The 23737-nt window shown below is 63.7% G+C and carries 28 protein-coding genes and 4 tRNA genes; all 32 read right to left on the reverse strand.

From position 1 onward, the window contains the following. Positions 1-3 precede the first annotated feature (3 nt). Positions 4-537 (reverse strand): 50S ribosomal protein L6, encoded by a 534-nt coding sequence (rplF, locus tag FJY73_04025; GenBank protein MBM3319827.1) that lies wholly within the window; start codon positions 535-537, stop codon positions 4-6. Between the two features lie 20 nt (positions 538-557). Then, positions 558-956 carry a 30S ribosomal protein S8 gene (gene rpsH / locus FJY73_04030; GenBank protein ID MBM3319828.1) on the reverse strand — a complete coding sequence of 133 codons (399 nt, stop codon included), beginning with the start codon at positions 954-956 and terminating at the stop codon, positions 558-560. Between the two features lie 32 nt (positions 957-988). Further along, positions 989-1174, reverse strand: a complete 186-nt coding sequence (locus tag FJY73_04035; GenBank protein MBM3319829.1) for a type Z 30S ribosomal protein S14 — start codon at positions 1172-1174, stop codon at positions 989-991. Between the two features lie 19 nt (positions 1175-1193). Continuing rightward, on the reverse strand, positions 1194-1736 hold the full coding sequence (rplE, locus tag FJY73_04040; protein ID MBM3319830.1) for a 50S ribosomal protein L5: 543 nt from the start codon (positions 1734-1736) through the stop codon (positions 1194-1196). Positions 1737-1758: 22 nt separating this feature from the next. Then, positions 1759-2064, reverse strand: coding sequence for a 50S ribosomal protein L24 (gene rplX / locus FJY73_04045; protein MBM3319831.1), 306 nt, complete (start codon positions 2062-2064; stop codon positions 1759-1761). Positions 2065-2067: 3 nt separating this feature from the next. Then, positions 2068-2436 carry a 50S ribosomal protein L14 gene (gene rplN / locus FJY73_04050; GenBank protein ID MBM3319832.1) on the reverse strand — a complete coding sequence of 123 codons (369 nt, stop codon included), beginning with the start codon at positions 2434-2436 and terminating at the stop codon, positions 2068-2070. 21 nt (positions 2437-2457) lie between these two features. After that, positions 2458-2724: a 30S ribosomal protein S17 gene (rpsQ, locus tag FJY73_04055; protein ID MBM3319833.1), complete on the reverse strand. Its 267-nt coding sequence runs from the start codon at positions 2722-2724 to the stop codon at positions 2458-2460. Positions 2725-2749: 25 nt separating this feature from the next. Continuing rightward, a complete protein-coding gene (rpmC, locus tag FJY73_04060) occupies positions 2750-2995 on the reverse strand; it encodes a 50S ribosomal protein L29 (GenBank protein ID MBM3319834.1) in 246 nt (81 codons plus the stop codon). A 2-nt stretch (positions 2996-2997) separates the two neighbouring features. Beyond that, a complete protein-coding gene (gene rplP, locus FJY73_04065; protein MBM3319835.1) occupies positions 2998-3417 on the reverse strand; it encodes a 50S ribosomal protein L16 in 420 nt (139 codons plus the stop codon). A 15-nt stretch (positions 3418-3432) separates the two neighbouring features. Continuing rightward, a complete protein-coding gene (rpsC, locus tag FJY73_04070; protein ID MBM3319836.1) occupies positions 3433-4116 on the reverse strand; it encodes a 30S ribosomal protein S3 in 684 nt (227 codons plus the stop codon). A 1-nt stretch (position 4117) separates the two neighbouring features. Continuing rightward, entirely contained in the window at positions 4118-4504 is a 387-nt protein-coding gene (gene rplV, locus FJY73_04075) for a 50S ribosomal protein L22 (protein MBM3319837.1), read from the reverse strand. Positions 4505-4536: 32 nt separating this feature from the next. Next, positions 4537-4827, reverse strand: a complete 291-nt coding sequence (gene rpsS, locus FJY73_04080; GenBank protein MBM3319838.1) for a 30S ribosomal protein S19 — start codon at positions 4825-4827, stop codon at positions 4537-4539. 21 nt (positions 4828-4848) lie between these two features. Continuing rightward, positions 4849-5676 (reverse strand): 50S ribosomal protein L2, encoded by an 828-nt coding sequence (rplB, locus tag FJY73_04085; protein ID MBM3319839.1) that lies wholly within the window; start codon positions 5674-5676, stop codon positions 4849-4851. Positions 5677-5721: 45 nt separating this feature from the next. After that, on the reverse strand, positions 5722-6009 hold the full coding sequence (locus FJY73_04090) for a 50S ribosomal protein L23 (GenBank protein MBM3319840.1): 288 nt from the start codon (positions 6007-6009) through the stop codon (positions 5722-5724). 4 nt (positions 6010-6013) lie between these two features. Beyond that, positions 6014-6640, reverse strand: a complete 627-nt coding sequence (gene rplD / locus FJY73_04095; GenBank protein ID MBM3319841.1) for a 50S ribosomal protein L4 — start codon at positions 6638-6640, stop codon at positions 6014-6016. An 11-nt stretch (positions 6641-6651) separates the two neighbouring features. Further along, a complete protein-coding gene (gene rpsJ, locus FJY73_04100; protein MBM3319842.1) occupies positions 6652-6960 on the reverse strand; it encodes a 30S ribosomal protein S10 in 309 nt (102 codons plus the stop codon). Positions 6961-7143: 183 nt separating this feature from the next. Further along, positions 7144-9225 carry an elongation factor G gene (gene fusA / locus FJY73_04105; protein MBM3319843.1) on the reverse strand — a complete coding sequence of 694 codons (2082 nt, stop codon included), beginning with the start codon at positions 9223-9225 and terminating at the stop codon, positions 7144-7146. A gap of 181 nt (positions 9226-9406) precedes the next feature. Continuing rightward, positions 9407-9877 (reverse strand): 30S ribosomal protein S7, encoded by a 471-nt coding sequence (gene rpsG, locus FJY73_04110; protein ID MBM3319844.1) that lies wholly within the window; start codon positions 9875-9877, stop codon positions 9407-9409. Positions 9878-9882: 5 nt separating this feature from the next. After that, positions 9883-10257 carry a 30S ribosomal protein S12 gene (locus FJY73_04115; GenBank protein MBM3319845.1) on the reverse strand — a complete coding sequence of 125 codons (375 nt, stop codon included), beginning with the start codon at positions 10255-10257 and terminating at the stop codon, positions 9883-9885. 67 nt (positions 10258-10324) lie between these two features. Then, positions 10325-14440: a DNA-directed RNA polymerase subunit beta' gene (gene rpoC / locus FJY73_04120; GenBank protein ID MBM3319846.1), complete on the reverse strand. Its 4116-nt coding sequence runs from the start codon at positions 14438-14440 to the stop codon at positions 10325-10327. 62 nt (positions 14441-14502) lie between these two features. Continuing rightward, positions 14503-18366, reverse strand: coding sequence for a DNA-directed RNA polymerase subunit beta (gene rpoB, locus FJY73_04125; GenBank protein ID MBM3319847.1), 3864 nt, complete (start codon positions 18364-18366; stop codon positions 14503-14505). Positions 18367-18408: 42 nt separating this feature from the next. Then, positions 18409-18837, reverse strand: a complete 429-nt coding sequence (gene rplL, locus FJY73_04130; protein ID MBM3319848.1) for a 50S ribosomal protein L7/L12 — start codon at positions 18835-18837, stop codon at positions 18409-18411. Positions 18838-19011: 174 nt separating this feature from the next. Further along, the gene (locus tag FJY73_04135) at positions 19012-19545 is read right to left on the reverse strand and encodes a 50S ribosomal protein L10 (protein ID MBM3319849.1); all 534 of its coding nucleotides are present in this window, start codon (positions 19543-19545) and stop codon (positions 19012-19014) included. 21 nt (positions 19546-19566) lie between these two features. Further along, positions 19567-20265: a 50S ribosomal protein L1 gene (locus tag FJY73_04140; GenBank protein MBM3319850.1), complete on the reverse strand. Its 699-nt coding sequence runs from the start codon at positions 20263-20265 to the stop codon at positions 19567-19569. A gap of 66 nt (positions 20266-20331) precedes the next feature. Further along, positions 20332-20766 (reverse strand): 50S ribosomal protein L11, encoded by a 435-nt coding sequence (gene rplK / locus FJY73_04145; protein MBM3319851.1) that lies wholly within the window; start codon positions 20764-20766, stop codon positions 20332-20334. 34 nt (positions 20767-20800) lie between these two features. Next, on the reverse strand, positions 20801-21565 hold the full coding sequence (gene nusG / locus FJY73_04150; protein ID MBM3319852.1) for a transcription termination/antitermination factor NusG: 765 nt from the start codon (positions 21563-21565) through the stop codon (positions 20801-20803). Between the two features lie 24 nt (positions 21566-21589). Further along, on the reverse strand, positions 21590-21796 hold the full coding sequence (secE, locus tag FJY73_04155) for a preprotein translocase subunit SecE (GenBank protein ID MBM3319853.1): 207 nt from the start codon (positions 21794-21796) through the stop codon (positions 21590-21592). A 36-nt stretch (positions 21797-21832) separates the two neighbouring features. After that, a tRNA-Trp gene (locus FJY73_04160) sits at positions 21833-21905 on the reverse strand. A gap of 89 nt (positions 21906-21994) precedes the next feature. Beyond that, positions 21995-23200 (reverse strand): elongation factor Tu, encoded by a 1206-nt coding sequence (gene tuf / locus FJY73_04165; GenBank protein MBM3319854.1) that lies wholly within the window; start codon positions 23198-23200, stop codon positions 21995-21997. Positions 23201-23256: 56 nt separating this feature from the next. Beyond that, a tRNA-Thr gene (locus FJY73_04170) sits at positions 23257-23332 on the reverse strand. A 76-nt stretch (positions 23333-23408) separates the two neighbouring features. Then, positions 23409-23485: transfer RNA gene (locus FJY73_04175), tRNA-Gly, on the reverse strand. Positions 23486-23647: 162 nt separating this feature from the next. Beyond that, positions 23648-23729, reverse strand: a tRNA-Tyr gene (locus FJY73_04180). Positions 23730-23737: the final 8 nt, after the last annotated feature.

A 23737-nucleotide genomic window follows, 5' to 3' on the forward strand; every position in this document is an offset into this window, starting at 1 on the left:
TGCCTAGGCGGTCGCCTTGCCCGCCTTCCGCCGGATCACTTCCTCGAGATACTTGACGCCCTTTGCGTTGTACGGCTCCGGCGGCCGGAACGAGCGGATCTTCGCCGCCGTCTCGCCGACGAGCTTCTTGTCGATCCCGCGCACGACGACCCGATTGCCGGCCACCTCGATCTCGATGCCGTCCGGAATCGGGTAGTTGACCGGATGCGCAAGCCCGAGGAAGAGCTGAAGCTCTTTTCCTTGAAGCTGCGCGCGGTATCCCACGCCGTTGATCTCCAATGCGCGCTCGTAGCCCTGCGTCACGCCGATGATCATGTTGGCGATCAGGGTCCGCGTTAGGCCGTGAAGCGACCGCTGCGGGCCGCCGTCGGAGGAACGGCTCACGCGCACCGCTCCGCCGTCGACCTCGACCTTGACGTCGGAGTGGACGGTGATCGCCTGCTTCCCCTTCGGCCCGGTCACCTCCAGACGGCCCTCCTGCAGGCTGACCTGCACACCGCTCGGAATCGCGACCGGGAGCTTGCCAATGCGGGACATAGTTACCTCCGAACCGGCCGCTACCAGACGTAGCAGAGCAGCTCTCCGCCGATCCCCAGCTTCCGGGCCTCTTTGTCCGTCAGGATCCCTTGCGAGGTCGAGAGGATCGCCGTTCCGATCCCGTCGTACACGCGCGGAATGCCGCTTCGTCCCACGTAACGGCGAAGGCCGGGAGTGCTCGCGCGCCTGAGGCCCGTGATCACGCGCTCCCCCGCCGGGTCGTACTTCAGATAGACGCGAATCGACCCCTGGCGGCCGTCGTCGATCACCCGATACTTCGAGATGTACTTCTCTCGAAGCAGAACCTTCGCGATTTCAACCTTCAGATTGGAGCGCGGGATATCGACCCGCTTGTGCTTCGCCCGATTCGCATTGCGAATGCGGGTGAGCATGTCCGCCACCGGATCCGTCATCGACATGTACAGGCTCCCCGTTCCTCGGAAGCGGTTTCCTACCAGCTCGCCTTCACGACTCCCGGGATCTCGCCCCTGAGGGCCAGCTCCCGGAAGCAGATCCGGCAGATTCCGAATTTCCTCATGTACGCGCGCGGCCGCCCGCAGCGGTGGCAGCGGCGGCGGCGGCGGACCATGAACTTCGGCTTCCGATTCGTCTTCTCAATGAGCGCTTTTCTCGCCAATCGAGACTCCTTTTCCCTGCTACTTTCTGCGGAACGGCATTCCGAGAAGCTCGAGAAGGGTCATCCCCTCCTCGTCCGTTCGCGCCGTCGTCACGATCACGACGTCCATCCCCTGGATCTTCGCCACCTTGTCGTAATCGATCTCGGGGAAGACGATCTGCTCCTCCATGCCGAGCGTGTAGTTGCCGCGGCCGTCGAACGACCGGGTCGGGACGCCGCGGAAGTCGCGAATTCGCGGAATCGCGACGTTCACGAGCCGGTCGAAGAACTCCCACATCCGCCTTCCGCGCAGGGTTACCGCGCATCCGACCGGCATCCCTTCGCGGATCTTGAAATTCGCGATCGACTTGCGGGCGCGCCGAACGCTCGGCCGCTGCCCGGTGATCGCCGCCAAGTCGCCCATCACCGCGTCGAGGACTTTCGCGTCCTGCGGCGCCTCCTTGACGCCCATATTGACCACGATCTTCTCGAGCGTCGGAACCTGCATGACGTTGCCGTAACCGAAACGCTTCTTCATCTCCGGCAGGACGCTCGTCTTGTATTGTTCTTTCAGGCGAATCACGTTCCGCACTCCCCGACGGCCTCTAGCCGATCACTTCCCCGGTCTTCCGGGCGACACGGACCTTCTTGCCGTCCGCCAGCTCCTTGTGACCGACCTTCGTCGGCTTGTTGTCGTAGTAGAGCATCACGTTCGACACGTGGATCGGAGCTTCTCTCTCGAGGATTCCGCTCTGATCGCCGGGCCGCCGCGCCTTTCGATGCCGCTTGACGAAGTTCACCCCTTCGACGAGAAGGCGCGACTTCTTCCGGTCCACGCTGAGGACCTTCCCGGTCTTTCCCTTGTCCTCGCCCGAGATGACGATCACGATATCGTTCTTCTTGATCTTCACGGCTCAGAGCACCTCCGGAGCCAGCGAGACGATCCGCATGAACTGGCGCTCGCGAAGCTCCCGCGCCACCGGGCCGAAGATTCGCGTTCCCCTCGGCTCCTTCTGATCGTTGATGAGGACCGCGGCGTTCTCGTCGAAACGAATGTACGATCCGTCGCGGCGGCGGATCTCTTTCTTCGTGCGGACCACGACCGCCTTCACGACATCGCCCTTCTTCACCTGCGCGCCCGGGAGAGCGTCTTTCACGGCGCAGATCACGATGTCGCCGATGCGGGCGTACCGTCTTCTCGTTCCGCCCAGCACCCGGAAGCACATCACCCTCCGGGCGCCGGAATTGTCCGCCACGGAGAGTATCGTTTGTGCTTGAATCATCTCCGAGCTCCTCTCCGAATCCTAGGCTTCTTCGTGGCGCCGGACGATCTCCACCAGACGCCAGCGCTTCATCTTCGAAAGAGGCCGCGTCTCCATGACACGCACCAGATCGTTCACGCGCGCTTCGTTGTTCTCGTCGTGCACGTAGATCTTCGAGGTCCTCTTCACGATCTTCCCGTAAACAGGATGCGGAGAGCGCCGCTCGATCGCGACGACCGCCGTCTTGTCGGCCCCGTGCTTCACCACGCGCCCGATCCGGACCTTCCTTCTCGCTCTCGTTTCGTTCATCCCTCAAGGCCTCCCGGAGCCGTCCTCACTTCTTGTCCTCGGTGCCGGCCGCGCGGGCAGCGCCGGCGCCGAGGTGCCGGATCCCCTTCTCGTCTTCGCAAAGCACCGTCCGGATTTGTGCGATCTCTCGACGGATCAAGCGAAGTCGAAGAGGGTTGTCGAGGGCGCGCGTCGCAGCATTGAAACGCAGATTGAACAGCTCCTCTTGGAGGTCGGATTCGCGCTGCTTCAGCTCCGCGCGGCTCATCTCGCGCAGTTTGAACGTCTTCATGATCAGTCCGCCAGCTCTTCGCGGGAGATCACCTGGGTGCGGATCGGCAGCTTCGCCGCCGCGAGAAGGAGCGCCTCCCGCGCAAGCTCTCTCGATATCCCTTCGATCTCGAACAACACTCGGCCAGGCCGCACGACGGCCACCCAGTACTCCGGAGCTCCCTTCCCCTTTCCCATTCGGGTTTCGGCCGGCTTCTGAGTCACCGGCTTGTCCGGGAAGATCCGGATCCAGACCTTGCCGCCGCGCTTGACGTGGCGGGTCAGGGCCACGCGAGCCGCCTCGATCTGGCGGTTCGTGATCCAGCCCGGATCGGCCGCCTGCAGCCCGTAGTCGCCGAAGCTGATCTCATGCCCGCGCCTCGCGACGCCTCGCATGCGACCGCGCTGCTGCTTGCGGTACTTCGACTTCTTCGGCATCAACATCGCGATCGCCCTTTCTTAGCGGCGCTCGCCCGCCGCGTGCCCCGCGGCGGGTTCGCCCCATCCGCCCCTCTTCCTCCCAATCACCTCTCCCTTGAAGACCCAAACTTTCACGCCGATACAACCGAACGTCGTGATGGCGGTCGCCTGCGCGAAATCGATGTCCGCCCTCAACGTGTGGAGAGGGATGCGTCCTTCCTTATATCCCTCGCTTCGGGCCATCTCCGAGCCGCCGAGGCGCCCGGCACAGCCGATCTTGATCCCCTTCGCCCCCATGCGCATGGCCGAGGAAACCGCCTTCTTCATCGTGCGGCGGAACGAGACCCGCCCCACGAGCTGGTGGGCGATGTGCTCGGCGATGAGCTGGGCGTTGGTCTCCGCGCGATCGACCTCTTTGATGTTGATGTAGATCTCTTTCTTCGTGAGGTGCTGAAGCTCGTCGCGGAGCTGGTCGACTTCCTGCCCCTTGCGTCCGATCACGATCCCGGGACGCGCCGTATGAATCATGATCGTGACCTTCTTCGGCGCCCGGTCGATCTCGACCTTGGCGATCCCGGCGCGCTGCAGCCGGGTCCGGATGTACTTCCGGATGAAGAGGTCTTCCTTCAGAAGGTTCGCGTAGTTCCTCGTCGCGAACCACCGCGAGTCCCACGTCTTGATGATGCCGAGCCGGAGACCGACCGGATTCGTTTTCTGGCCCAAACTACTTCTCCCCCTTCGCGGTCTTGCGAAGCCCCACGACGATCGTGATATGGCTCGAGCGTTTCCGGATCCTCGTCGCCCTTCCCATCGCCCGAGGCAGAAAGCGCCGGAGCATGGGCCCCTCGTTGGCGTACGCCGTCTTCACGTACAGATCGCTGCTCTGGATCTTCATGGTCCCTTCGCCGGCCAGGGCGTTCGCCACCGCGGAGTTCAGGATCTTGGTGATGATCCGCGCCCCGCGGACATGGGCCGCGCGCAGCGTCCGGAGCGACTCCTCCACCCCGCGCCCCTGAATGAGGCGAAGCACCATGCGGGCCTTCCGCGGAGGAATCCTCGTGTAGCGAGCGTGAGCCTTGGCCTCGCCCGACTTCTCAGTCTTTCCTTCCATCCCTCAGCCCTTTCGACCGCACCGAACGCGCCTCACTTCGAGGCCGGCGCCTTCGACTTCTCTTTCTTGCCTCCGTGCGCGCGGAACGTGCGCGTGGGAGCGAACTCCCCGAGCTTGTGGCCCACCATGTTCTCGGTGATGTACACCGGTATGAACTTGTTCCCATTGTGAACCGCGAGCGTGTGGCCCACGAACTCCGGCGAGATGGTGGATCGGCGCGACCAGGTCTTGATGACTTGGCGATCGCCGCTCCGATTCATCTTCTCGATCTTCTTCGAGAGATGCTCGTCGATGAAGGGACCTTTCTTCAGCGATCGGGCCATATCTTCCTCCGGGCTCCGCGACTACTTCTTGCGGCGCCTGATGATCACCTCGTCCGATTTCTTCCGTCTCTTCCTCGTCTTGTACCCGCGGGTCGGGACGCCCCACGGCGTGACGGGGTGGCGGCCGCCCGAGGACCTCCCCTCGCCGCCGCCGTGCGGGTGATCGATCGGGTTCATCGCGACGCCGCGCACGCTCGGCCGCCGTCCGAGCCAGCGCGAACGCCCCGCCTTGCCGCCTACTTGGTTCTCGTGCTCGATGTTGCCGACCTGTCCGACCGTCGCCCGGCACTCCAAATGAACCTGGCGGATCTCGCCCGACGGCAAGCGAAGGACCGCGTACTTCCCTTCCTTCGCAAGAAGCTGCGCGTACGTGCCGGCGCTCCTGGCGATCTGCGCCCCCTTCCCGGGCCGCATCTCGATATTGTGGATCTGGCTTCCGAGCGGGATTCTCCGGATCGGAAGCGAGTTCCCCTCGCGGATCTCCGACTCGGGGCCGTCCTGAATCGGATCGCCGACCTTCACGCCGTGCGGCGCGAGGATGTAGCGGCGCTCTCCGTCCGCGTACAGAACCAACGCGATCCGCGCCGAACGGTTCGGATCGTACTCGATGCTCTCCACGCGGCCGGGCACCCCGCCCTTGTCCCTGCGGAAGTCGATCAGGCGGTAACGGCGCTTGTGGCCGCCGCCCTGATGCCGGACCGTGATCCGCCCCTGGTTGTTGCGCCCCGAGTTCTTCCGCAGAGGCTCCACGAGCTCCTTCCGCGGCTTATCCTTGGTGATCTCCGCGAAATCGGAGACCGCCCGGTATCGGAGCGTCGAGGTCGTCGGCTTGAATTTCCGAATGCCCATCGTGCCGTTCCTTCTCCGAAGCCCCCCGCCGGCGGGCGGCGAGGCTTAGACCTGCTCGAAGACCGGTATGCTCTCGCCCTTTCGGACGGTCACCGCCGCGCGCTTTCGATCCGGCGTCTTCCCGACGAAACGCCCGCGGCGGCGGAGCTTCCCCCGCGCGTACCATGTGGTGATCTTTTCCACATGAACCTTAAAGATCTCCTCTACCGCGGCCTTGATCTGGATCTTGTTCGCGTCCGTCGCGACCTCGAACACGTACTTGTTTTCGGCGGCGCGAAGGTTCGACGTCTTTTCCGTCACCACCGGCCTGAGAACGATCTTCCTCGCCTCCATGGTCCTACTCCGCTTTCTCGATCGCCCGGAGCGCCTCGGCGGTGAAAACGACCCTGCCGACGCGGACGGCGTCGTACGTGTTCAGGTTGCCGACGGTCGTGACGGCCAGGCGCGGAAGATTCCGCACCGACTTGAAGACGTTCTCGTCGAACCGGTCGAGCACCAAGAGACACTTCTCCCGGTCCTTCGCGACGCGTTTCCAGAAATCCGCGAACACTTTGCTCTTCGGCGCGTCCATCCGGGGGCACGCGTCGATCACGGTGATCGCGCCTCGCCCCGCCTTGTCCGAGAGAACCGAGAGGAGCGCCAAGCGGCGGATCTTCTTCGGGATGCGCATCGTGTAGTCCCGCGGGTGCGGTCCGTGGATCCGCCCGCCCCCGACCCAGAGGGGGGACGTCGACGTCCCCGATCGAGCGCGTCCCGTCCCCTTCTGCCGCCACGGCTTCTTTCCGGACCCCGACACCTCGTGCCGAGTCTTGGTCGACGAGGTCCCCTGCCTCTGGTTCGCCAGGAGGGCCTTCACCGCCTCGTAGACCGCCTGCTGCCTGGGCCGGACCGCAAATGCGAAATCCGGGAGCGCGACCGTTCCCTTCTCCCGGCCCTCGAAAGTCTGGAGCATTGCTTCCGCCATGATTCGCTCCCTTACACCTTGATCTCGATATCGACCCCGGCGGGAAGATCGAGCCGGCCCAGGGCGTCGATCGTCTGCGGCGTGGAGTCGAAGATCTCGATCAAACGCTTGTGCGTGCGGATCTCGAACTGTTCCCGCGACTTCTTGTCGATGTGCGGCGACCGAAGAACCGTGTAGACGGTCTTCTTCGTCGGGAGCGGAATCGGTCCCGAAATCCGGGCGCCGGTTCTCTTCGCCGTCTGCACGATCTCCGCCGTCGACTTGTCGAGAACCTCATGGTCGTAGGCGCGCAACCGAATGCGTATTCTCTGACCTGCCACGTTTCTCACCTCCGCGGCGTCGGCTACGCCGCGCCTACCGTATGCTCTCCCGAGGGGCGTCCGCCTCGCGGGCGCCGCGTCGCTTTTCGTTCACGATTCAAGAGATCGCGGGACGAGCCCGAAGCATCCATCCGATTCGCGCTCCTCGCCGCGTCCCCGTTTGCTCTTACCGGCTCCATCCGCCTAGAGACCCCTCATTCGGCTGATCAGCGCAGCCGCGATCCTCGAGGGAATCTCCTCGTATCGCAGGAACTGCATCGTGTAGAGCGCGCGCCCCTGCGTCAGCGACCGGATCGCCGTCGCGTAGCCGAACATCTCCACGAGCGGAACGATCGCCGTCACGATCTTCGCGTCCGCCCTCTGCGCGCTTCCGGAAATCTGCCCGCGACGCCCGTTGAGGTCTCCGATCACCGGCCCGAGAAACTCCTCGGGAACCACGACCTCGACCGTCATCATCGGCTCGAGTAGAATCGGATCCGCCTGCCGGACGGCATCCTGGAGAGCCATCGACGCGGCGGTGCCGAAGGCGACGTCGGTCGAATCGACGTCGTGATACGAACCTCCGACGAGACGCGCACGGATCCCGGTCATCTCGTAGCCGGCCAAGACGCCGCTCCCCATCGCTCCCCGCAGGCCCTGCTCGATCGGCCCGAGGAATTGCCTCGGGATCACGTCGGACGAGATGCCGTTCTCGAACTCGAACTGCTTCGCCGCGTCGATCGACGCGACCTCGAGGATCACGTGCGCGTATTGGCCGCGCCCGCCGCTCTGACGAACGAACTTCATATCCGAACGAGCCGTGCCGCGGATCGTTTCCCGGTACGCGACCTGCGGCTTGCCGATGTTCGCCCCGACACCGAACTCCCGCGCCATGCGCGTTGTGATCACGTCGAGATGAAGCTCTCCCATCCCGGAGATGATCGTCTGGCCGGTCTCTTCGTCGACCCGATAGCGGAACGTCGGATCCTCCTCGGCCATGCGCGCGAGCGACGAGGAGAGCTTCTCCTCGTCCGCTTTCGTCTTGGGTTCGATGGCGACCGAGATCACCGGATTCGGGAAGGTCATCGACTCGAGGGCGATCGGATGCTTCAGATCGCAGAGCGTATCCCCCGTGACCACGTTCTTCAGACCGACCGCCGCGACGATATCGCCGGCGAAGATCTCGTCGATCTCGGTCTGCTTGTTCGCGTGCATCTGAAGGATCCTTCCGATCCGCTCCTTGCGGCCCGTTCTCGGGTTCAGGACGACATCCCCGCTCTTCAGCGTCCCCGAGTACGCCCGCAGATACGAGAGCTTGCCGACGTAGTAGTCGGCGCTGATTTTGAACGCGAGCGCAGAGAACGGCTCGCCGTCCGAGGGCCTCCGCGCCAGCGTCTTGCCGGTCGTCGGATGCGTCCCCTCGATCGGCGGGACGTCGGTCGGGGAAGGGAGATACTCCACGACCGCGTCGAGGAGTCTCTGGACTCCTTTGTTCCGGAGCGCCGATCCGCAAAGAACCGGCATGACGTGAACGCCGACCGTCGCCGCGCGGATCGCCCGTCGGACGTCCTCCTCGGAGACGGGGCGCCCCTCGACGTACTTCTCGAGAAACGCGTCGTCGTACTCCGCGATCGCCTCGAGAAGCTCCGCGCGCGCCTCGTTCGCTTCGGCGGCGAACTCCGCGGGGATCTCCTCCTCGCGGAACTGCGCGCCAAGCGATTCGTCGTCGTACACGACCATCTTCATGCGCACGAGATCGACAAGACCCCGAAAGCGCTCTCCTTCCCCCGTCGGGATCTGGATCCGTACGGCATTCGCCCCGAGCTTCTCGCGCATCATGCGCACCACCCGGCGAAAGTCGGCCCCCAGCCGGTCCATCTTGTTGATGAAGGCGAGCCGCGGGATGCCGTACTTGTCCGCCTGCCGCCACACGGTCTCCGACTGCGGCTCCACGCCGCCGACGGAGCAAAAGACCGCGACGGCTCCGTCCAAGACCCGGAGAGACCGCTCCACCTCGACCGTGAAGTCGACGTGCCCGGGCGTATCGATTATGTTAACCCTGCAGTCTTTCCAGAAGCAGGTCGTCGCGGCCGACGTAATGGTGATCCCGCGTTCCCGCTCCAGGTCCATCCAATCCATGACGGTCGTGCCGTCGTGCACCTCGCCCATCCGATGAACCCGGCCGGTGTAGTAGAGAATCCGCTCGGTGGTGGTCGTCTTCCCGGCATCGATATGCGCCATGATACCGATGTTGCGCACCTTCTCGAGCGCGTATTGACGACCCATGACGGACCTCTCGCTCACCCATCTCCCGCGACGCTCTCTTCGACCGTTCGTCGCGGCGGGACTCGCGCGACCTCGAACACGCGGTAGCGCTTGGCGTTTCAGGAAGTAGGAGGATTCTCGTAACTCTTGTCAGACCCAATTCGTCATCCCACGACTGGTTGGGAACGGTTACGCTTGGACACTACCAACGGTAGTGGGCGAAAGCCTTGTTCGCTTCCGCCATCTTGTGCGTGTCCTCTCTCTTCTTGATCGTGCCCCCTTCTTTCTTCGAAGCGGCCACAAGCTCCGCGGCCAGTTTCTCCTCCATCGACTTCTCCGATCGCGCCGTGGAGTAGTCGATGATCCAACGAATCGCAAGGGACGTCCGCCGTTCCGGGCGGACCTCGACGGGAACCTGATACGTGGCGCCGCCGACCCTGCGGGACTTCACCTCGAGAACGGGCTTCGCGTTGGAGATCGCCTGCTTGAAGACCGTGATGCCCGGCTGGCCGGTCTTCTGCTCGATGATATCCATCGCCCGATAGAACACCCTCTCCGCCGTGCTCCTCTTGCCGCGGCTCATGAGCGAGCTGATGAACTTGGTCACGAGAAGGCTCCCGTGAACCGGATCCGGCAAGGGATTGCTGCGCGGAACGTATTTCTTCCTCGGCATGGCTTCTACTTCTTCGGTCTCCGCGTTCCGTACTTGGAACGGCTCTGCGTTCGTCCTTCTACCCCCGAGGCGTCGAGCGCCCCGCGGACGATGTGATAACGAACTCCGGGAAGGTCCTTCACCCTGCCCCCTCTCACGAGAACGAGGGAATGCTCCTGCAGGTTGTGCCCTTCCCCGGGAATGTAGCTCGTCACCTCGATTCCGTTTTGGAGCCGCACACGAGCCACCTTCCTGAGCGCCGAGTTCGGCTTCTTCGGGGAGGTCGTGTACACGCGAATGCAGACCCCGCGCTTCTGCGGCGAGCTCTGCAGCGCCGGCGCTTTCGTCTTCTTTTTCAAGACCTTGCGGCCCTTGCGGACCAGCTGATTGATCGTGGGCAAAAACGCACCCTCCGAGACGGAACCCGTTTCAGTTCAAAGGCATAGAACTGCTATTGTCTCCGCCTTTCTACTTGCTGTCAAGAATTTTTTCCTGCTCGTCCCCCGGCTCTTCCGGCTCCAGATCTGCTTCCGCCGCAACGACTTGCTGCTCCTCTTCGAGCGGTTCGGGCTCCTCCAGGCGGATCCGGCGGCAATGCCCGACGCCCGTCCCCGCCGGGATCAGGTTCCCCATGATCACGTTCTCTTTCAGCCCGAGGAGATGGTCGGTCGCCCCCCGAATCGCTGCTTCCGTCAGCACCCGGGTCGTCTCCTGGAACGAAGCGGCCGAGACGAAGCTCTCGGTCGAGAGAGACGCCTTCGTGATGCCGAGCAGAAGCGGCTGGAACGTGGCGGGCTTTCCCCCCTCCGCGACGAGGCGCTCATTCTCGTCGCGCACAAGCGCCTTCGACACCTGATCTCCCTCGAGAAAGACCGTGTCGCCCGGATCCTCGATCCGAACCTTCTGCAGCATCTGGCGCACGATCACCTCGATGTGCTTGTCGTTGATGCGGACGCCTTGGAGCCGGTAAACCTCTTGGATCTCGTTGACCAGATACTCCTGAACCGCGTTGTTCCCCTTGATGCGAAGGATGTCGTGCGGGTTGATCGGTCCCTCGGAGAGAGGTTCGCCCGCGTTGACGTGGTCCCCCTCTCGGACCATCAGGTGCTTGCCGTGCGGGATCAGGTATTCCTTCTCCGCGCCCGACTCGTGCGCCACGACCAACCGCCGCATTCCGCGGACGCGCCCCGAGAACTTCACGATCCCGTTGATCTCGGTCACGACCGCGGCGTCCTTCGGCTTGCGCGCCTCGAAGAGCTCGGCGACGCGCGGGAGACCTCCGGTGATGTCCCGAGTCTTTGAAATCTCGCGCGGCATCTTGGCGAGGACCTGCCCGCCCTCGATCTCTTCTCCGTCCTGGCAGTCGAGCCGCGCTCCGGTCGGGATGAGATACTCGGCCACCTTCCGCCCGCCGGGCGCGAGGATTCGGATCGTGGGGTGCAGGTTCTTCTCGCGAACGTCGATGATGACGCGCTGCCTGCGGCCCGTCTTGTCGTCCAACTCCTCGCGAACGGTGATGTCCTCGATGATGTCGACGAACTTCACCTGTCCCTTCTTCTCGGAGAGAATCGGCGCCGAATACGGATCCCACTCAAAGATGGGGTCCCCCTCGGCGACATGCTGGCCGTCCTTCACCTTCACGTTCGCGCCGTACGGAATCCGGTGCTTGGCCCGCACCCGGTCTTCCTGGTCCAGAACCTCCACCTCTCCGTGGCGCCCGATCGATACGTGCGAGCCGTCCGTGAGCTTCAGAAGCCGCACGCGCTCGCTGAAGCGGATCTTCCCGGCCAACCGCGCGTTGAGATAGTTCTCCTCGGTGATGCGCGCGGCGGCGCCGCCGATATGGAAGGTTCGAAGGGTGAGCTGGGTGCCCGGCTCGCCGATCGACTGCGCGGCGATCACGCCCGCCGCCTCGCCGAGGCTCACCATGCGCCCGTTTGCGAGATTGCGGCCGTAGCACTTCGCGCAGACGCCGCGCTTCGTCTCGCAGGTCAGCACGGACCGGATTCTGATCCACTCGATTCCTGCCTGGTCGATCTTCTCCGCGTGCTCCTCGCGGATTTCCTGTCCGGACTCGACGATCGTCTCGCCGGTGATCGGGTCGATCACGTCCTCAACCGCGACGCGACCGAGAACGCGATCCGCGAGCGGTTCGATGATCTTCTCCCCTTCTTTGAGAGGGGAGATGTCGAGGCCGAGAATCGTGCCGCAGTCATCCTCGGTGATGATGACGTCCTGCGCCACGTCCACCAGGCGGCGCGTGAGGTACCCGGCGTCGGCGGTCTTCAGAGCGGTGTCCGCGAGTCCCTTGCGGGCGCCGTGCGTCGAGATGAAGTACTCGAGCACGTTGAGACCCTCGCGGAAGTTGGAGACGATCGGGGACTCGATGATCTCGCCCACCCCTCCGGTGAGTTTCTTTTGGGGTTTCGCCATGAGACCGCGCATTCCGGCGAGCTGGCGGATCTGCTCCTTCGATCCGCGGGAGCGGGAGTCCGCCATCATGAAGATCGGGTTGAAGCCCCTCTCCGACTCGCCCATCCGCCGGAACATGTTGTCGGCGACCTCGTTCGTGCAGTGAGTCCAGATGTCGATGATCTTGTTGTAGCGCTCGAGATCGTGGATGTGGCCGCTGTCGTATGCGTCCTGGATCTTGCGCACCTGAGCCCACGCGGCCTGGATCAACCCTTCCTTCTCGGGGGGGACCATTACATCGTCGATGCCGACCGTGATGCCGGCGATCGTCGCGTAATAGAAGCCGAGATCCTTGAGCGCGTCCAAGAACTGCGCGGTCCGCTCGGGACCGAACAGGGAATGGCAACGGCCGACGAGATCCTCGATCGAGCCCTTGTGCAGAGACTCGTTGATGAAGCCGATCTCATCGGGGACGACTCGATTGAAGAAGATGCGCCCGACGGTCGTTTCGAGAAGCTTCCCGTTCACGCGCGCCTTGATGCGCGTGTTCAGCTCGACGACCCCGGCCTCGTAGGCGGATTCGACCTCGTCCGCGTCCGTGAACGCCATCCCTTCTCCCCGCGCGCCGTCCCTCGGATGGGTGAGGAAGTGAAGGCCAAGAACGATGTCCTGCGTCGGCGAGGCGAGAGGCTTCCCGCTTGCCGGCGCCAGGATGTTGTTGCTCGAAAGCATGAGCACGCGCGCCTCGATCTGCGCCTCGAATGAAAGCGGAACGTGCACGGCCATCTGATCGCCGTCAAAGTCCGCGTTGAATGCGGCGCACACGAGCGGGTGGATCCGAATCGCCTTCCCCTCCACGAGAACCGGCTGGAAGGCCTGAATCCCCAGGCGGTGCAGGGTCGGCGCACGGTTCAAGAGGACCGGGTGGTCCTTGATGATCTCCTCGAGAATGTCCCAGACCTCGGGCTTCTCGCGCTCGACGAGCTTCTTCGCGCTCTTCACCGTCTGGACGTAGCCCTTGTCCTCGAGCTTCTTGATGATGAACGGCTTGAAGAGCTCGAGGGCCATGTTCTTCGGCAGCCCGCATTGATGCAGCCGAAGCTCGGGCCCGACCACGATCACTGAGCGCCCCGAGTAGTCCACGCGCTTTCCGAGAAGGTTCTGGCGGAAGCGTCCCTGCTTTCCCTTGAGCATGTCGGAGAGGGACTTCAGGGGACGGTTCCCCGGGCCCCGCACCGCGCGCGTTCTTCTTCCGTTGTCGAAGAGCGCGTCGACCGCTTCCTGGAGCATTCGCTTCTCGTTCCGGAGAATCACTTCCGGCGCGCGGATCTCGATCAGCTTCTTGAGGCGGTTGTTCCGGTTGATCACCCGCCGGTAAAGATCGTTCAGGTCCGAAGTGGCGAATCGCCCGCCCTCGAGCGGAACGAGCGGGCGAAGATCGGGCGGAAGAACCGGGATGGTGTCGAGGACCATCCACTCCGGCTTGTTCCCCGACTTCCGGAAAGCTTCGACCACCTTGAGCCGCTTCAGGGTCTCCTTCTTCCGCTGAACGGAGACCTCCGTCTTGGCGATCACCCGAAGATCGTTCGAAAGATCCTCGATGCTGACCGCCTTCAAGAGCTTCTTGATCGCCTCCGCCCCCATGTCCGCATCGAAGCCGTCCGCGCCGAACTCCTTCCGGAGGGCGAGAAAACGGTCCTCGGAGAGCAGCTCCTTCAGTTGGAGCGGCGTGTCCTTCGGGTCGGTGACGACGTACGACTCGTAGTACAGAATGCGCTCGAGATCCCGGACCGACATGTCGAGAAGATGTCCGATGCGGCTCGGAATTCCCTTGAAATACCAAATATGGGAAACCGGGACCGCGAGCTTGATGTGGCCCAAACGCTCCCTGCGCACTTTCGCTTGCGTCACCTCGACGCCGCAGCGGTCGCAAACGACCCCGCGGTAGCGAATGCGCTTGTACTTCCCGCAGTTGCACTCCCAGTCCTTCACCGGCCCGAAGATCCTCTCGCAGAAGAGCCCGTCCTTCTCCGGTTTGAACGACCGATAGTTGATCGTCTCGGGCTTGGTGACCTCGCCGTACGACCAACCGAGGATGGTCTCGGGCGAGGCGAGCTGAATCCGGATCGACTCGAACGATGCCGGCTGCCGCTCTTCTCTCTCTCTTCCCATGTACACCTGAGTGACCCCCTAGGCGGCAACGCCGCCCCTCGCGAGCGCCGGCTCGCGAATGGTTACTCGGTCTTCTGCTGCTCGAGATAAATATCGAGACCCAACGACTGGAGTTCCTTCACGAGCACGTTGAACGACTCGGGAATGCCAGGTTGGGGCGGGTTTTCCCCCTTCACGATCGCTTCATACACTTTGGATCGGCCCACGACGTCGTCCGACTTCACGGTCAGCAGCTCCTGAAGCGTGTAGGCCGCGCCGTACGCCTCGAGCGCCCACACCTCCATTTCTCCGAAGCGCTGGCCGCCGAACTGCGCCTTGCCGCCGAGCGGCTGCTGCGTCACGAGCGAGTAGGGACCGATGGAGCGCGCGTGGATCTTGTCATCGACCAAGTGGGAGAGCTTCAGCATGTAGATGTATCCCACCGTCACCTCGTGCTTCAGCGGTTCTCCCGTGCGGCCGTCGTACAGTACCGCCTTCCCGCCCTCCGGAAGACCGGCCTCGCGAAGCTTTTCCTTGATCTCTTCGATCGCGGCGCCGTCGAAGACCGGCGACGCGGCGTGAATGCCGAGAGCCTTGCACGCCAAGCCGAGATGCGTCTCGAGGATCTGCCCGAGGTTCATTCGCGAAGGGACTCCGAGCGGGTTCAGCACGATCTCAACCGGGGTTCCGTCCGCAAGGAAAGGCATGTCCTCCTCCGGAAGGACCTTGGCGACGACTCCCTTGTTCCCGTGACGGCCGGCCATCTTGTCGCCGACGGAGATCTTGCGTTTCTTCGCCACGTAAACCTTCACGAGCTTCACGACCCCGGGGGCGAGCTCGTCGCCGCGCGAGAGCCGTTCGAGCTCGCGGAGCAGCTCGCGCTCCTTCTTGTCGATGGCCGCTTCCGCCGCGGTCTGGAGCGAGCGCACCTTGTTGTTCGTGCGCGTGTCGTCGGTCAAGGGTTCGTTCGGGTCCACCTTGTCGAAGGAGATCTCTTCGAAGAGGCGCTCGTTCCACTTGCGGCCGGCCCGGATGTGCTCATCGGTCCCCCGGTAGTAGAAGCGCGCCGTCGTCTTGTCGAGAAGGACGTCGCGGATCCGTTCGTCCCGAACGTCGCGGATTCCCTTGATCTCCTTGTTGATGCGGCGCTTGATCTCCGCCGCCTTCTTCTTCTCTTCCTGCTTCGCCCTCTCGTCCCGCTCCTTCCGCGAGAAGACCTTGACGTCGATTACGACACCGTCCATTCCCGGCGGAGCCTTGAGGGACGCGTCGCGCACGTCGCCCGCCTTCTCGCCGAAGATCGCCCTCAGGAGACGCTCCTCCGGGGAGAGCTCCGTCTCCCCCTTGGGAGTCACTTTCCCGACGAGGATGTCGCCCGCGCGGACGTGAGCGCCGACTCGGACGATCCCGTCCTCGTCGAGGTTCTTCACCGCTTCTTCTCCGACGTTCGGGATCTCTCGGGTGATCTCCTCGACACCGCGTTTCGTGTCGCGAACCTGAAGCTCGAACTCCTCGATGTGAATCGATGTGAATCGGTCTTCCTTGACGATCCTCTCGCTGACGAGAATCGCGTCCTCGAAGTTGTATCCGCTCCACGGCATGAAAGCGACGAGCACGTTCGCCCCGAGAGCGAGCTCCCCGTTCTGCGTGGCCGGCCCGTCCGCGATCACGTCGCCGGCCTCCACGCGGTCGCCGGCGCGAACGAGCGGCTTCTGCGTCACGCACGTGTCTTGATTCGAGCGGCGGAACTTGATCAGCTTGTGGAGCTCCAGCCCCTCGAAACCGGTGAGGTCGATCTCGCGCCCCTTCGAGTAGTTGATCACGATCGTGTCCGCCGAGACGCTCTCGACCGTTCCCGAGTGCTTCGCGGTCACGAGCACGCCCGAGTCGAACGCCACGCGCCGCTCGAGCCCCGTGCCGACGATCGGCGCCTCGGGCCGCAAGAGGGGCACGGACTGGCGCTGCATGTTCGAGCCCATGAGGGCGCGGTTGGCGTCATCGTTCTCTAGGAAGGGGATCAGCGCCGCGGCCGCGCTCACGATCTGCATCGGCGAGACGTCCATGTACTCGACCTGATCGCGATCCACCACCGGGTAGTCGCTCCAGAACCTTGCGGTCAGACGCTCCGGAATGATCCGGCCGTTCGCATCGAGAGGCGTGTTCGCCTGGACGACCATGCGGTCGTCCTCCTGGTCGGCGGAAAGATACTCGATCTCATCGGTCGCTCTCCCCTTCACGACCTTCCGGTACGGCGTCTCGAGGAACCCGTAGTCGTTGACGCGCGCGTAAGTCGAGAGGGAGCTGATCAGGCCGATGTTCGGCCCTTCCGGCGTCTCGATCGGGCAGATGCGCCCGTAGTGCGTGTAGTGAACGTCCCGCACCTCGAACCCCGCGCGCTCCCGCGTGAGACCGCCCGGTCCGAGCGCCGAGAGCCGCCGCTTATGCGTCAGCTCGGCGAGCGGGTTCGTTTGATCCATGAACTGTGAAAGCTGCGAGCTTCCGAAGAACGTCTTGATCACCGCGGAAATCGTCCGGGCGTTGATGAGGTCGTAGGGAGCGATGTTCTCGGTGTCCCCGAGGCTCATCCTCTCCTTGATGATCCGCGCCATGCGGCTGAGCCCGATCGAGAACTGAATCGCGAGAAGCTCGCCGACCGACCGGAGCCTGCGGTTTCCGAGATGGTCGATGTCGTCCGGTTCGTCCTTCCCGGCCCGCCGGCGGAGAAGCTGATCGACGACCCGAACGAAATCCTCTTTGGTCAGAGTGGTTTCGTGGTCGGGGACCTGCAGTCCGAGACGCCGGTTCAGTTTGTATCGGCCGACCGGCGCGAGGTCGTAGCGTCTCGCGTTGAAGAAAAGCCGGTCGAGCAGGGAACGCGCTGTCTCCATGCTCGGCGGATCGCCGGGGCGAAGCAGATTGTAAATGCGCTTCAGCGCGTCTTCCTCGCCGCCGGTCGTGTCCTTGGCGAGCGTGTTCCGAATCACTTGCGCGTCCTTCTCCTCGTTCGGAACGAGAAGGCGCACATTGCCGACCTTCGCCTCACGCATCCTCTCGAGAAGCTGGAGAGCGATCTCCTCGTTCGTCTGCGCGAGGACCTCTCCGGTCCCCGACCTTTCGTCGACGATGTCCGATGCGAGGATGCGCCCGACGAGCTCGTCCTTCTTCCGATACGAACTGAAGTGGATCTCTTCGATCTCGTAGAACAGCTCGAGGATGGAGGCATCGGACGAATAACCGAGCGCCCGAAGGAGGATCGTCACCGGGAGCTTCCGCTTCCGGTCGATGTGGGCGTACATGATGTCGTTGATGTCCGTCGTGAACTCGACCCACGAGCCGCGGTAGGGAATCACCCTCGCCGCGAAGAGCCGCTTGCCGTTCGGATGCGTCTCCTCATCGAAGAAGACGCCCGGCGAACGGTGAAGCTGGCTCACGATCACCCGCTCGGCCCCGTTGATGATGAACGTCCCCTTGTCGGTGATGATGGGGAGCTCGCCCAGGTAGACCTCTTGCTCGATGACCTCCTTGACCTTCTTCTCTCCGTCCACCGTCTCCTTGACGATGAGACGGAGAGTGGCCTTCAAAGGCGCGGCGAACGTGACGTCCCGTTCCTGGCATTCGTCAACGTCGTACTTCGGCTCCCCGAGTCCGTACGAGACGAACTCGAGGCTGAAGTTCCCGCGCGCATCCGCGATCGGAAAGATCTCGTTGAACACGGCCTGCAGACCGTGGTTCATCCGCTTGTCGGGCGGCGTGTCGGCCTGAAGGAACCAGTCGAAAGACCTGAGCTGCACATCGAGAAGGTTGGGGATGTCCATGATGGCGGGGTTCTTGGAGAAGCTCAACCTCTCGACCCAATGGATAGCCAATCTTCCATCTCCCCTATGAACGGACGACTCGGCCGCGCGCGGATCCGAAAGGCGATTCGCCTTCCGAACCCGGCGCGGCATCGGGCGGAACACCATTCACGATTCGGCCCAAGCGAGCGCGGCTTACTTCACCTCGACCTGGCCGCCCGCTTCCTCGATCTTGGCCTTGATGTCCGCGGCCTCTTCCTTGTTCACCCCCTCCTTGATCGGCTTCGGGGTGTTGTCGACGAGATCCTTCGCTTCCTTTAGACCGAGGCCGGTGATCGCACGCACGACCTTGAGGACCTGAATCTTCTTGTCCCCCGCCGACGTGAGGAGGACGGTGAACTCCGTCTGCTCCTCGGCCGCGGCGGCCTCGCCGCCCGCGGGCATCATCCCGCCCATCGGCATCGCCATCGCCTGGGGCGCCGCCGACACGCCGAACCGATCCTCGAGAGCCTTCACGAGCTCGGCCGCCTCCAGGACGGTGAGCTTCTCGATCGCCGAAACCACTTCCGCGATCTTGGGCGAGACCTCGACGGCCGATTTGGTGGCCGTATTCTCGTTCGTCATGATGTGTACCTCCCGATCTTGAGAGAGCAGGAAATCCCGCCCTTCAGGTTCCTCGCGGAGCACGCGCGCTCGCGTCCGCGCTCCCCGGTGTTTCTACGTCTTTCCGATCGCCGCGCCGGCCGTCCGGCCGCGGCGATCCGTCTATGGATCGAACCGGCGGTAGATCGCCCGAGACTACGACCCGCCGCCCTCCTTCTTCTTTCGGATTTCATCGGCTGCGACCGCGAGCGATGTCATCACCGCTCGGAGCGTTCCCGCGATCCCTTGCGCGGGCGCGTTCACGAGTCCCATGATCTGCGCGATAAGCACCGGCTTCGGCGGCAGATCGGCGAACCTCCGGATCTCCTCCGCGGTCAGCACGGATCCGCCGACGAACCCGCCCTTCAGCACGGGGATGTTGTTGTTCGCCCTCGCGAAGTCCATGAGGATCTTCGCCGGTGAGACCGGATCGGCGATCGCCAGCGCCCAACCGGTCGGCCCGCGATCCAGGAAACGTCCGAGCCCCTCCATGTTCATGTCGCGCGCGGCGATGCGGCCCAGCGTGTTCTTGATGACGAAGAACTCGGAGCCGCTTTTGCGGAACTCGCGGCGAAGACGGCTGACGCCGTCGACGTTCAGGCCGGTGAAATCGGCGAGGACAACCGCCTGCGCGTTCTCCAGCTTCTTCTTGAGGGTCGCGACCGATTCAACTTTCCTTGGTGTCGGCATGGTTGCAGATCCCTCCCCCGATCATCCGCGCAGGAGCTCGGCCTGGACGTCGACGCGCACGCCCGGCCCCATCGTGGACGAAATCGTGAGGCTCTTCCAATACGTCCCCTTCGCGGAGGCCGGCTTGGATCGCTGGATTTCCGTGATCACGGTCCGGATGTTCTCCGCGAGTTGGTCCTTGCCGAACGAGACCTTCCCGACCGGCACGTGGATGTTCCCCGTCTTGTCGGTGCGGTACTGGATGCGCCCCGCCTTCACTTCGCGCACCGCGCGCCCGACGTCGAACGTGACGGTTCCGCTCTTGGGGTTGGGCATCAGGCCGCGCGGCCCGAGAATCTTCCCGAGCTTCCCCACTTCCTTCATCATGTCGGGCGTCGCGATCATCGCGTCGAACTCGGTCCATCCGCCTTGGATCTTCTCCACGTATTCGGCGGAACCGACGAAATCGGCTCCCGCATCCGCGGCTTCCTTTTCCTTCTCGCCCTTCGCGACGACGAGCACGCGAACGCTCTTTCCCGTTCCGTGCGGAAGGACGATCGTCCCGCGGATCTGCTGCTCGGAGTGGCGGGGATCGACGCCGAGATTCGCCGCGAGCTCGACCGTCTCGTCGAACTTCGCGCTCGCCCCGCCCTTCACAAGGTCGATCGCGGAATCCAGCGGATACCGGGTCATCCGGTCCACCTTCTCGCTTGCGGCCCGATAACGCTTCCCAACCTTCATCTGTGCACCTCTGATCTCCCGCCCGGTCGCGGCCGGCATCCGGAAATCGCACCCGCGATCCGGAAACTAGCCCTCGACTTCGATTCCCATGCTTCGGGCGGTCCCTTCGATCATGCGCATGGCCATTTCGGTGTCGTTGGCGTTCAGATCCTCTTTCTTGAGATCGGCGATCTCGCGGACCTGCTTCTTCGTCACCTTTCCAACCTTGTTGCGGTTCGGCTCGCCGGACGCCTTCGGGATTCCGGCCGCCCTCTTCAGAAGAACCGCCGCGGGCGGGGACTTCGTGATGAAGGTGAACGACCGGTCCGCGTACACGGTGATGACCGCGGGGATGATGAGCCCCTGGTCCTTCTGCGTGCGCGCGTTGAAGGCCTTGCAGAACTCCATGATGTTGACGCCCTGCTGGCCGAGAGCCGGCCCGACCGGGGGAGCCGGAGTCGCGTTGCCGGCCGGGATCTGCAGCTTAACGATCGCCTGTACTTTCTTCTTCGGTGCGGCCATTGTTCTTTCCCGCGCTCGTGGGCGCTCCCGCGCTCTACAAGCTCTTTACCTGCAAAAAGTCCAACTCGACGGGAACCGGCCGGCCGAAGATCGAGACCATGACCTTCAGCTTTCCCCGGTCCGGCTGAATCTCGTCCACCACGCCCGTGAACTCGGTGAAGGGACCGTCGGTCACCTTCACGTGCTCGCCCACGTGATAGGGAATCGTCGGCGTCGGCTTCTCCTTCGTCCCCTCGACCCTTCCGAGAATCCTCTCGATCTCTTCGTCCGAGATCGGCTGCGGCTTGGCGCCGACTCCGACGAACCGCGTGACGCCGGGCGTGTTCGAGATCACGCGCCAGGTCTCGTCGGACATCTCCATCCTCACGAGAACGTAGCTCGGGAAGAACTTCCGATCCGTGATCGTCTTCTTCCCGTTTCTCATTTCCGCCACCTTCTCGGTCGGAACGAGAACCCGCGGAACCTGCTCCTGCAATCCGGCCTGCTTCACCGCTCGTTCAATGTTGCTCGCGGCTTTCTCCTCGTGGCCCGCGCTCGTGTGGACGACGTACCAGCGCAAGCGGTCCTCTTCCTCGCCCTCCTCGCGATCGCCCTCTTCGGCGTGCGGCTTCTCCGAACGATCGCCGGAAGCGGCCGCGCTCTCGACGCTCTCCTCCGAGACCGTCTCATCGGACGGAGGACGGACCTCGGCGCTCTCCACGGCCGCTTCGTCCGGGGAGTGCGCGCTCTCGTCGGTCGGCGGAGTCTCCGGAGTCGTTCCCGGGGCGCCCGCGCTTTCTTCCCTCACCTCTTCTCCCATGACCTTCCTCGACACGAGAGGACCTTATCGCAACACGAGCCGGACTAGTCGAAGGAGCCCGGCGTCCACGACCCCGATGAAGACGGAAATGAGAATGACCGCGACGATCACCACTCCCGTCGAACCTTTGAGCTCCTCCCAACTGGGCCACGCGACCTTCTGGAGCTCGATCCATACCTCGCGCAGAAACCGGATCAGTCGTTGGACGACCCCGGTGGACTCCTCATTCATCCTTCGATCCCCTTCGGTTCGCGGAGAAGAGGGCCGCAGGTGTGGCAGGGATCGAACCCGCAACCCCCGGTTTTGGAGACCGGTGCTCTACCAATTGAGCTACACACCTGTGCGCTCTCCTTGGACCTTCCAGACGGGAGAGCGGCGCGCTCCCCCCTTCGTCCTTCGTCTCGGCCCGCGAGCGGGCCGTCGCTTCCGCTACTCGATGACCTCCGCGATCACGCCCGCGCCCACGGTGCGCCCGCCCTCGCGGATCGCGAAACGGAGCGCCTTCTCCATGGCGATCGGCGTGTGCAGCTCGACGTTGATCTCGACGTTGTCTCCGGGCATGACCATCTCGCGGCCTTCCGGAAGCCGCGCGGTGCCGGTCACATCGGTCGTCCGGAAGTAGAACTGCGGGCGGTAGCCGTCAAAGAACGGCGTGTGCCGGCCGCCTTCATCTTTCTTCAAGATGTAAACCTCGCCGCGGAACTTGGTGTGCGGCGTGACCGATCCGGGAGCCGCGATCACCATTCCGCGCTCGAGCTCTTCCTTCTCGACCCCGCGGAGAAGGAGGCCGATGTTGTCCCCGGCCTGCGCATCGTCGAGCAGCTTGCGGAACATCTCGACGCCCGTCACGACCGTGTCCTTGGTCTCCTTGATGCCGATGCGCTGCACTTTATCGCCGACTTTCACGCGGCCCCTCTCGACTCGGCCGGTTCCAACCGTTCCGCGGCCCGTGATGCTGAACACGTCCTCAATCGGCATGAGGAACGGCTTGTCGACGTCGCGCACCGGATCGGGAATGAACGTGTCGATGGCGTCCATCAGCTCCTGGATGCACTTCGTCGCGGCTGGATCCTCGGGGCTGTTCATCGCGAGCAGCGCGGAGCCCCGGATGACGGGAGTCGCATCGCCCGGGAACTCGTACTTGCTGAGCAGCTCGCGCACCTCGAGCTCGACGAGGTCGAGAAGCTCCGGATCGTCCACCGTATCGACCTTGTTCAGGAAGACGACGATGTAGGGCACGTTTACCTGGCGCGCGAGGAGCACGTGCTCGCGCGTCTGCGGCATCGGGCCGTCCGCCGCGTCGACGACGAGAATCGCGCCGTCCATCTGCGCCGCGCCGGTGACCATGTTCTTCACGTAGTCCGCGTGGCCGGGGCAGTCGACGTGCGCGTAGTGCCGCTTCACGGTCTGGTACTCCACGTGCGCGGTTGCGATGGTCAGAATCTTCGTCGCATCGCGGCGCCCGTGCGCTTCCGAAGCTTTCGCCACCTGATCATAGGTGATCGCGTCGGCCAGCTTCTTCAGCGCCTGCACCTTGGTGATCGCCGAAGTGAGCGTGGTCTTTCCGTGGTCGACGTGGCCGATCGTCCCCACGTTCACATGCGGCTTCGTTCGTTCGAATTTCTCCTTCGCCATCTGTTTCGCTCCTTCTAGCCAACACGGGCGGCGAGGTGCGGGTCCACGGAGAGAGGTGGAGCCCACGACCAGAATTGAACTGGTGACCTATTGCTTACCATGCAATTGCTCTACCGACTGAGCTACGTGGGCTTCCCGCGTTACCGCAAGACCGCCTTTTCTCTCGCTCCTCCGTCGACGTCCGGACCGCGTCGCCGGCCGACACTTCTGGAGCGGGAAACGGGATTCGAACCCGCGACCCTCAGCTTGGAAGGCTGATGCTCTAGCCAGCTGAGCTATTCCCGCACAATCCGAGCGACCTCGGTTGTCTCGCGCGGATCGACTTCGGTCTCTCCTCCAGGGCGTTCCCGACACCGCGTCGTCCGGGACGCAGTCGGGCTGCGCGCGCCCGTCATCTCATCCGCCGTCGCGCCGCAAGACCCGAGAAAATCCTCTATCCATAAAGAATGGGGAGGGGAGGATTCGAACCTCCGAAGGCTTCGCCGACAGATTTACAGTCTGTTCCCTTTGACCGCTCGGGAACCTCCCCACGTCCTG

The sequence above is a fragment of the Candidatus Eisenbacteria bacterium genome (genome assembly GCA_016867715.1).
GTDB lineage: Bacteria > Orphanbacterota > Orphanbacteria > Orphanbacterales > Orphanbacteraceae > VGIW01.

What these genes read in the sequence shown, in the direction of transcription:
- rplF (MBM3319827.1), bottom strand. Translation starts at nt 537, where the DNA reads ATGTCCCGCATTGGCAAGCTCCCGGTCGCGATTCCGAGCGGTGTGCAG.
- FJY73_04140 (MBM3319850.1), bottom strand. Translation starts at nt 20,265, where the DNA reads ATGAAGGTTGGGAAGCGTTATCGGGCCGCAAGCGAGAAGGTGGACCGG.
- rpsQ (MBM3319833.1), bottom strand. Translation starts at nt 2,724, where the DNA reads ATGAACGAAACGAGAGCGAGAAGGAAGGTCCGGATCGGGCGCGTGGTG.
- rplL (MBM3319848.1), bottom strand. Translation starts at nt 18,837, where the DNA reads ATGACGAACGAGAATACGGCCACCAAATCGGCCGTCGAGGTCTCGCCC.
- rpoB (MBM3319847.1), bottom strand. Translation starts at nt 18,366, where the DNA reads ATGCCGCGCCGGGTTCGGAAGGCGAATCGCCTTTCGGATCCGCGCGCG.
- rpsH (MBM3319828.1), bottom strand. Translation starts at nt 956, where the DNA reads ATGTCGATGACGGATCCGGTGGCGGACATGCTCACCCGCATTCGCAAT.
- rplV (MBM3319837.1), bottom strand. Translation starts at nt 4,504, where the DNA reads ATGGAAGGAAAGACTGAGAAGTCGGGCGAGGCCAAGGCTCACGCTCGC.
- rpsG (MBM3319844.1), bottom strand. Translation starts at nt 9,877, where the DNA reads ATGCCGAGGAAGAAATACGTTCCGCGCAGCAATCCCTTGCCGGATCCG.
- rplB (MBM3319839.1), bottom strand. Translation starts at nt 5,676, where the DNA reads ATGGGCATTCGGAAATTCAAGCCGACGACCTCGACGCTCCGATACCGG.
- nusG (MBM3319852.1), bottom strand. Translation starts at nt 21,565, where the DNA reads ATGGGAGAAGAGGTGAGGGAAGAAAGCGCGGGCGCCCCGGGAACGACT.
- rplN (MBM3319832.1), bottom strand. Translation starts at nt 2,436, where the DNA reads ATGATTCAAGCACAAACGATACTCTCCGTGGCGGACAATTCCGGCGCC.
- tuf (MBM3319854.1), bottom strand. Translation starts at nt 23,200, where the DNA reads ATGGCGAAGGAGAAATTCGAACGAACGAAGCCGCATGTGAACGTGGGG.
- rplP (MBM3319835.1), bottom strand. Translation starts at nt 3,417, where the DNA reads ATGTTGATGCCGAAGAAGTCGAAGTACCGCAAGCAGCAGCGCGGTCGC.
- rpoC (MBM3319846.1), bottom strand. Translation starts at nt 14,440, where the DNA reads ATGGGAAGAGAGAGAGAAGAGCGGCAGCCGGCATCGTTCGAGTCGATC.
- fusA (MBM3319843.1), bottom strand. Translation starts at nt 9,225, where the DNA reads ATGGGTCGTCAATACGCGCTCGAGAAGGTGCGCAACATCGGTATCATG.
- rplD (MBM3319841.1), bottom strand. Translation starts at nt 6,640, where the DNA reads ATGGCGGAAGCAATGCTCCAGACTTTCGAGGGCCGGGAGAAGGGAACG.
- rpsS (MBM3319838.1), bottom strand. Translation starts at nt 4,827, where the DNA reads ATGGCCCGATCGCTGAAGAAAGGTCCCTTCATCGACGAGCATCTCTCG.
- FJY73_04090 (MBM3319840.1), bottom strand. Translation starts at nt 6,009, where the DNA reads ATGGAGGCGAGGAAGATCGTTCTCAGGCCGGTGGTGACGGAAAAGACG.
- rpmC (MBM3319834.1), bottom strand. Translation starts at nt 2,995, where the DNA reads ATGAAGACGTTCAAACTGCGCGAGATGAGCCGCGCGGAGCTGAAGCAG.
- rplK (MBM3319851.1), bottom strand. Translation starts at nt 20,766, where the DNA reads ATGGCCGCACCGAAGAAGAAAGTACAGGCGATCGTTAAGCTGCAGATC.
- FJY73_04135 (MBM3319849.1), bottom strand. Translation starts at nt 19,545, where the DNA reads ATGCCGACACCAAGGAAAGTTGAATCGGTCGCGACCCTCAAGAAGAAG.
- secE (MBM3319853.1), bottom strand. Translation starts at nt 21,796, where the DNA reads ATGAATGAGGAGTCCACCGGGGTCGTCCAACGACTGATCCGGTTTCTG.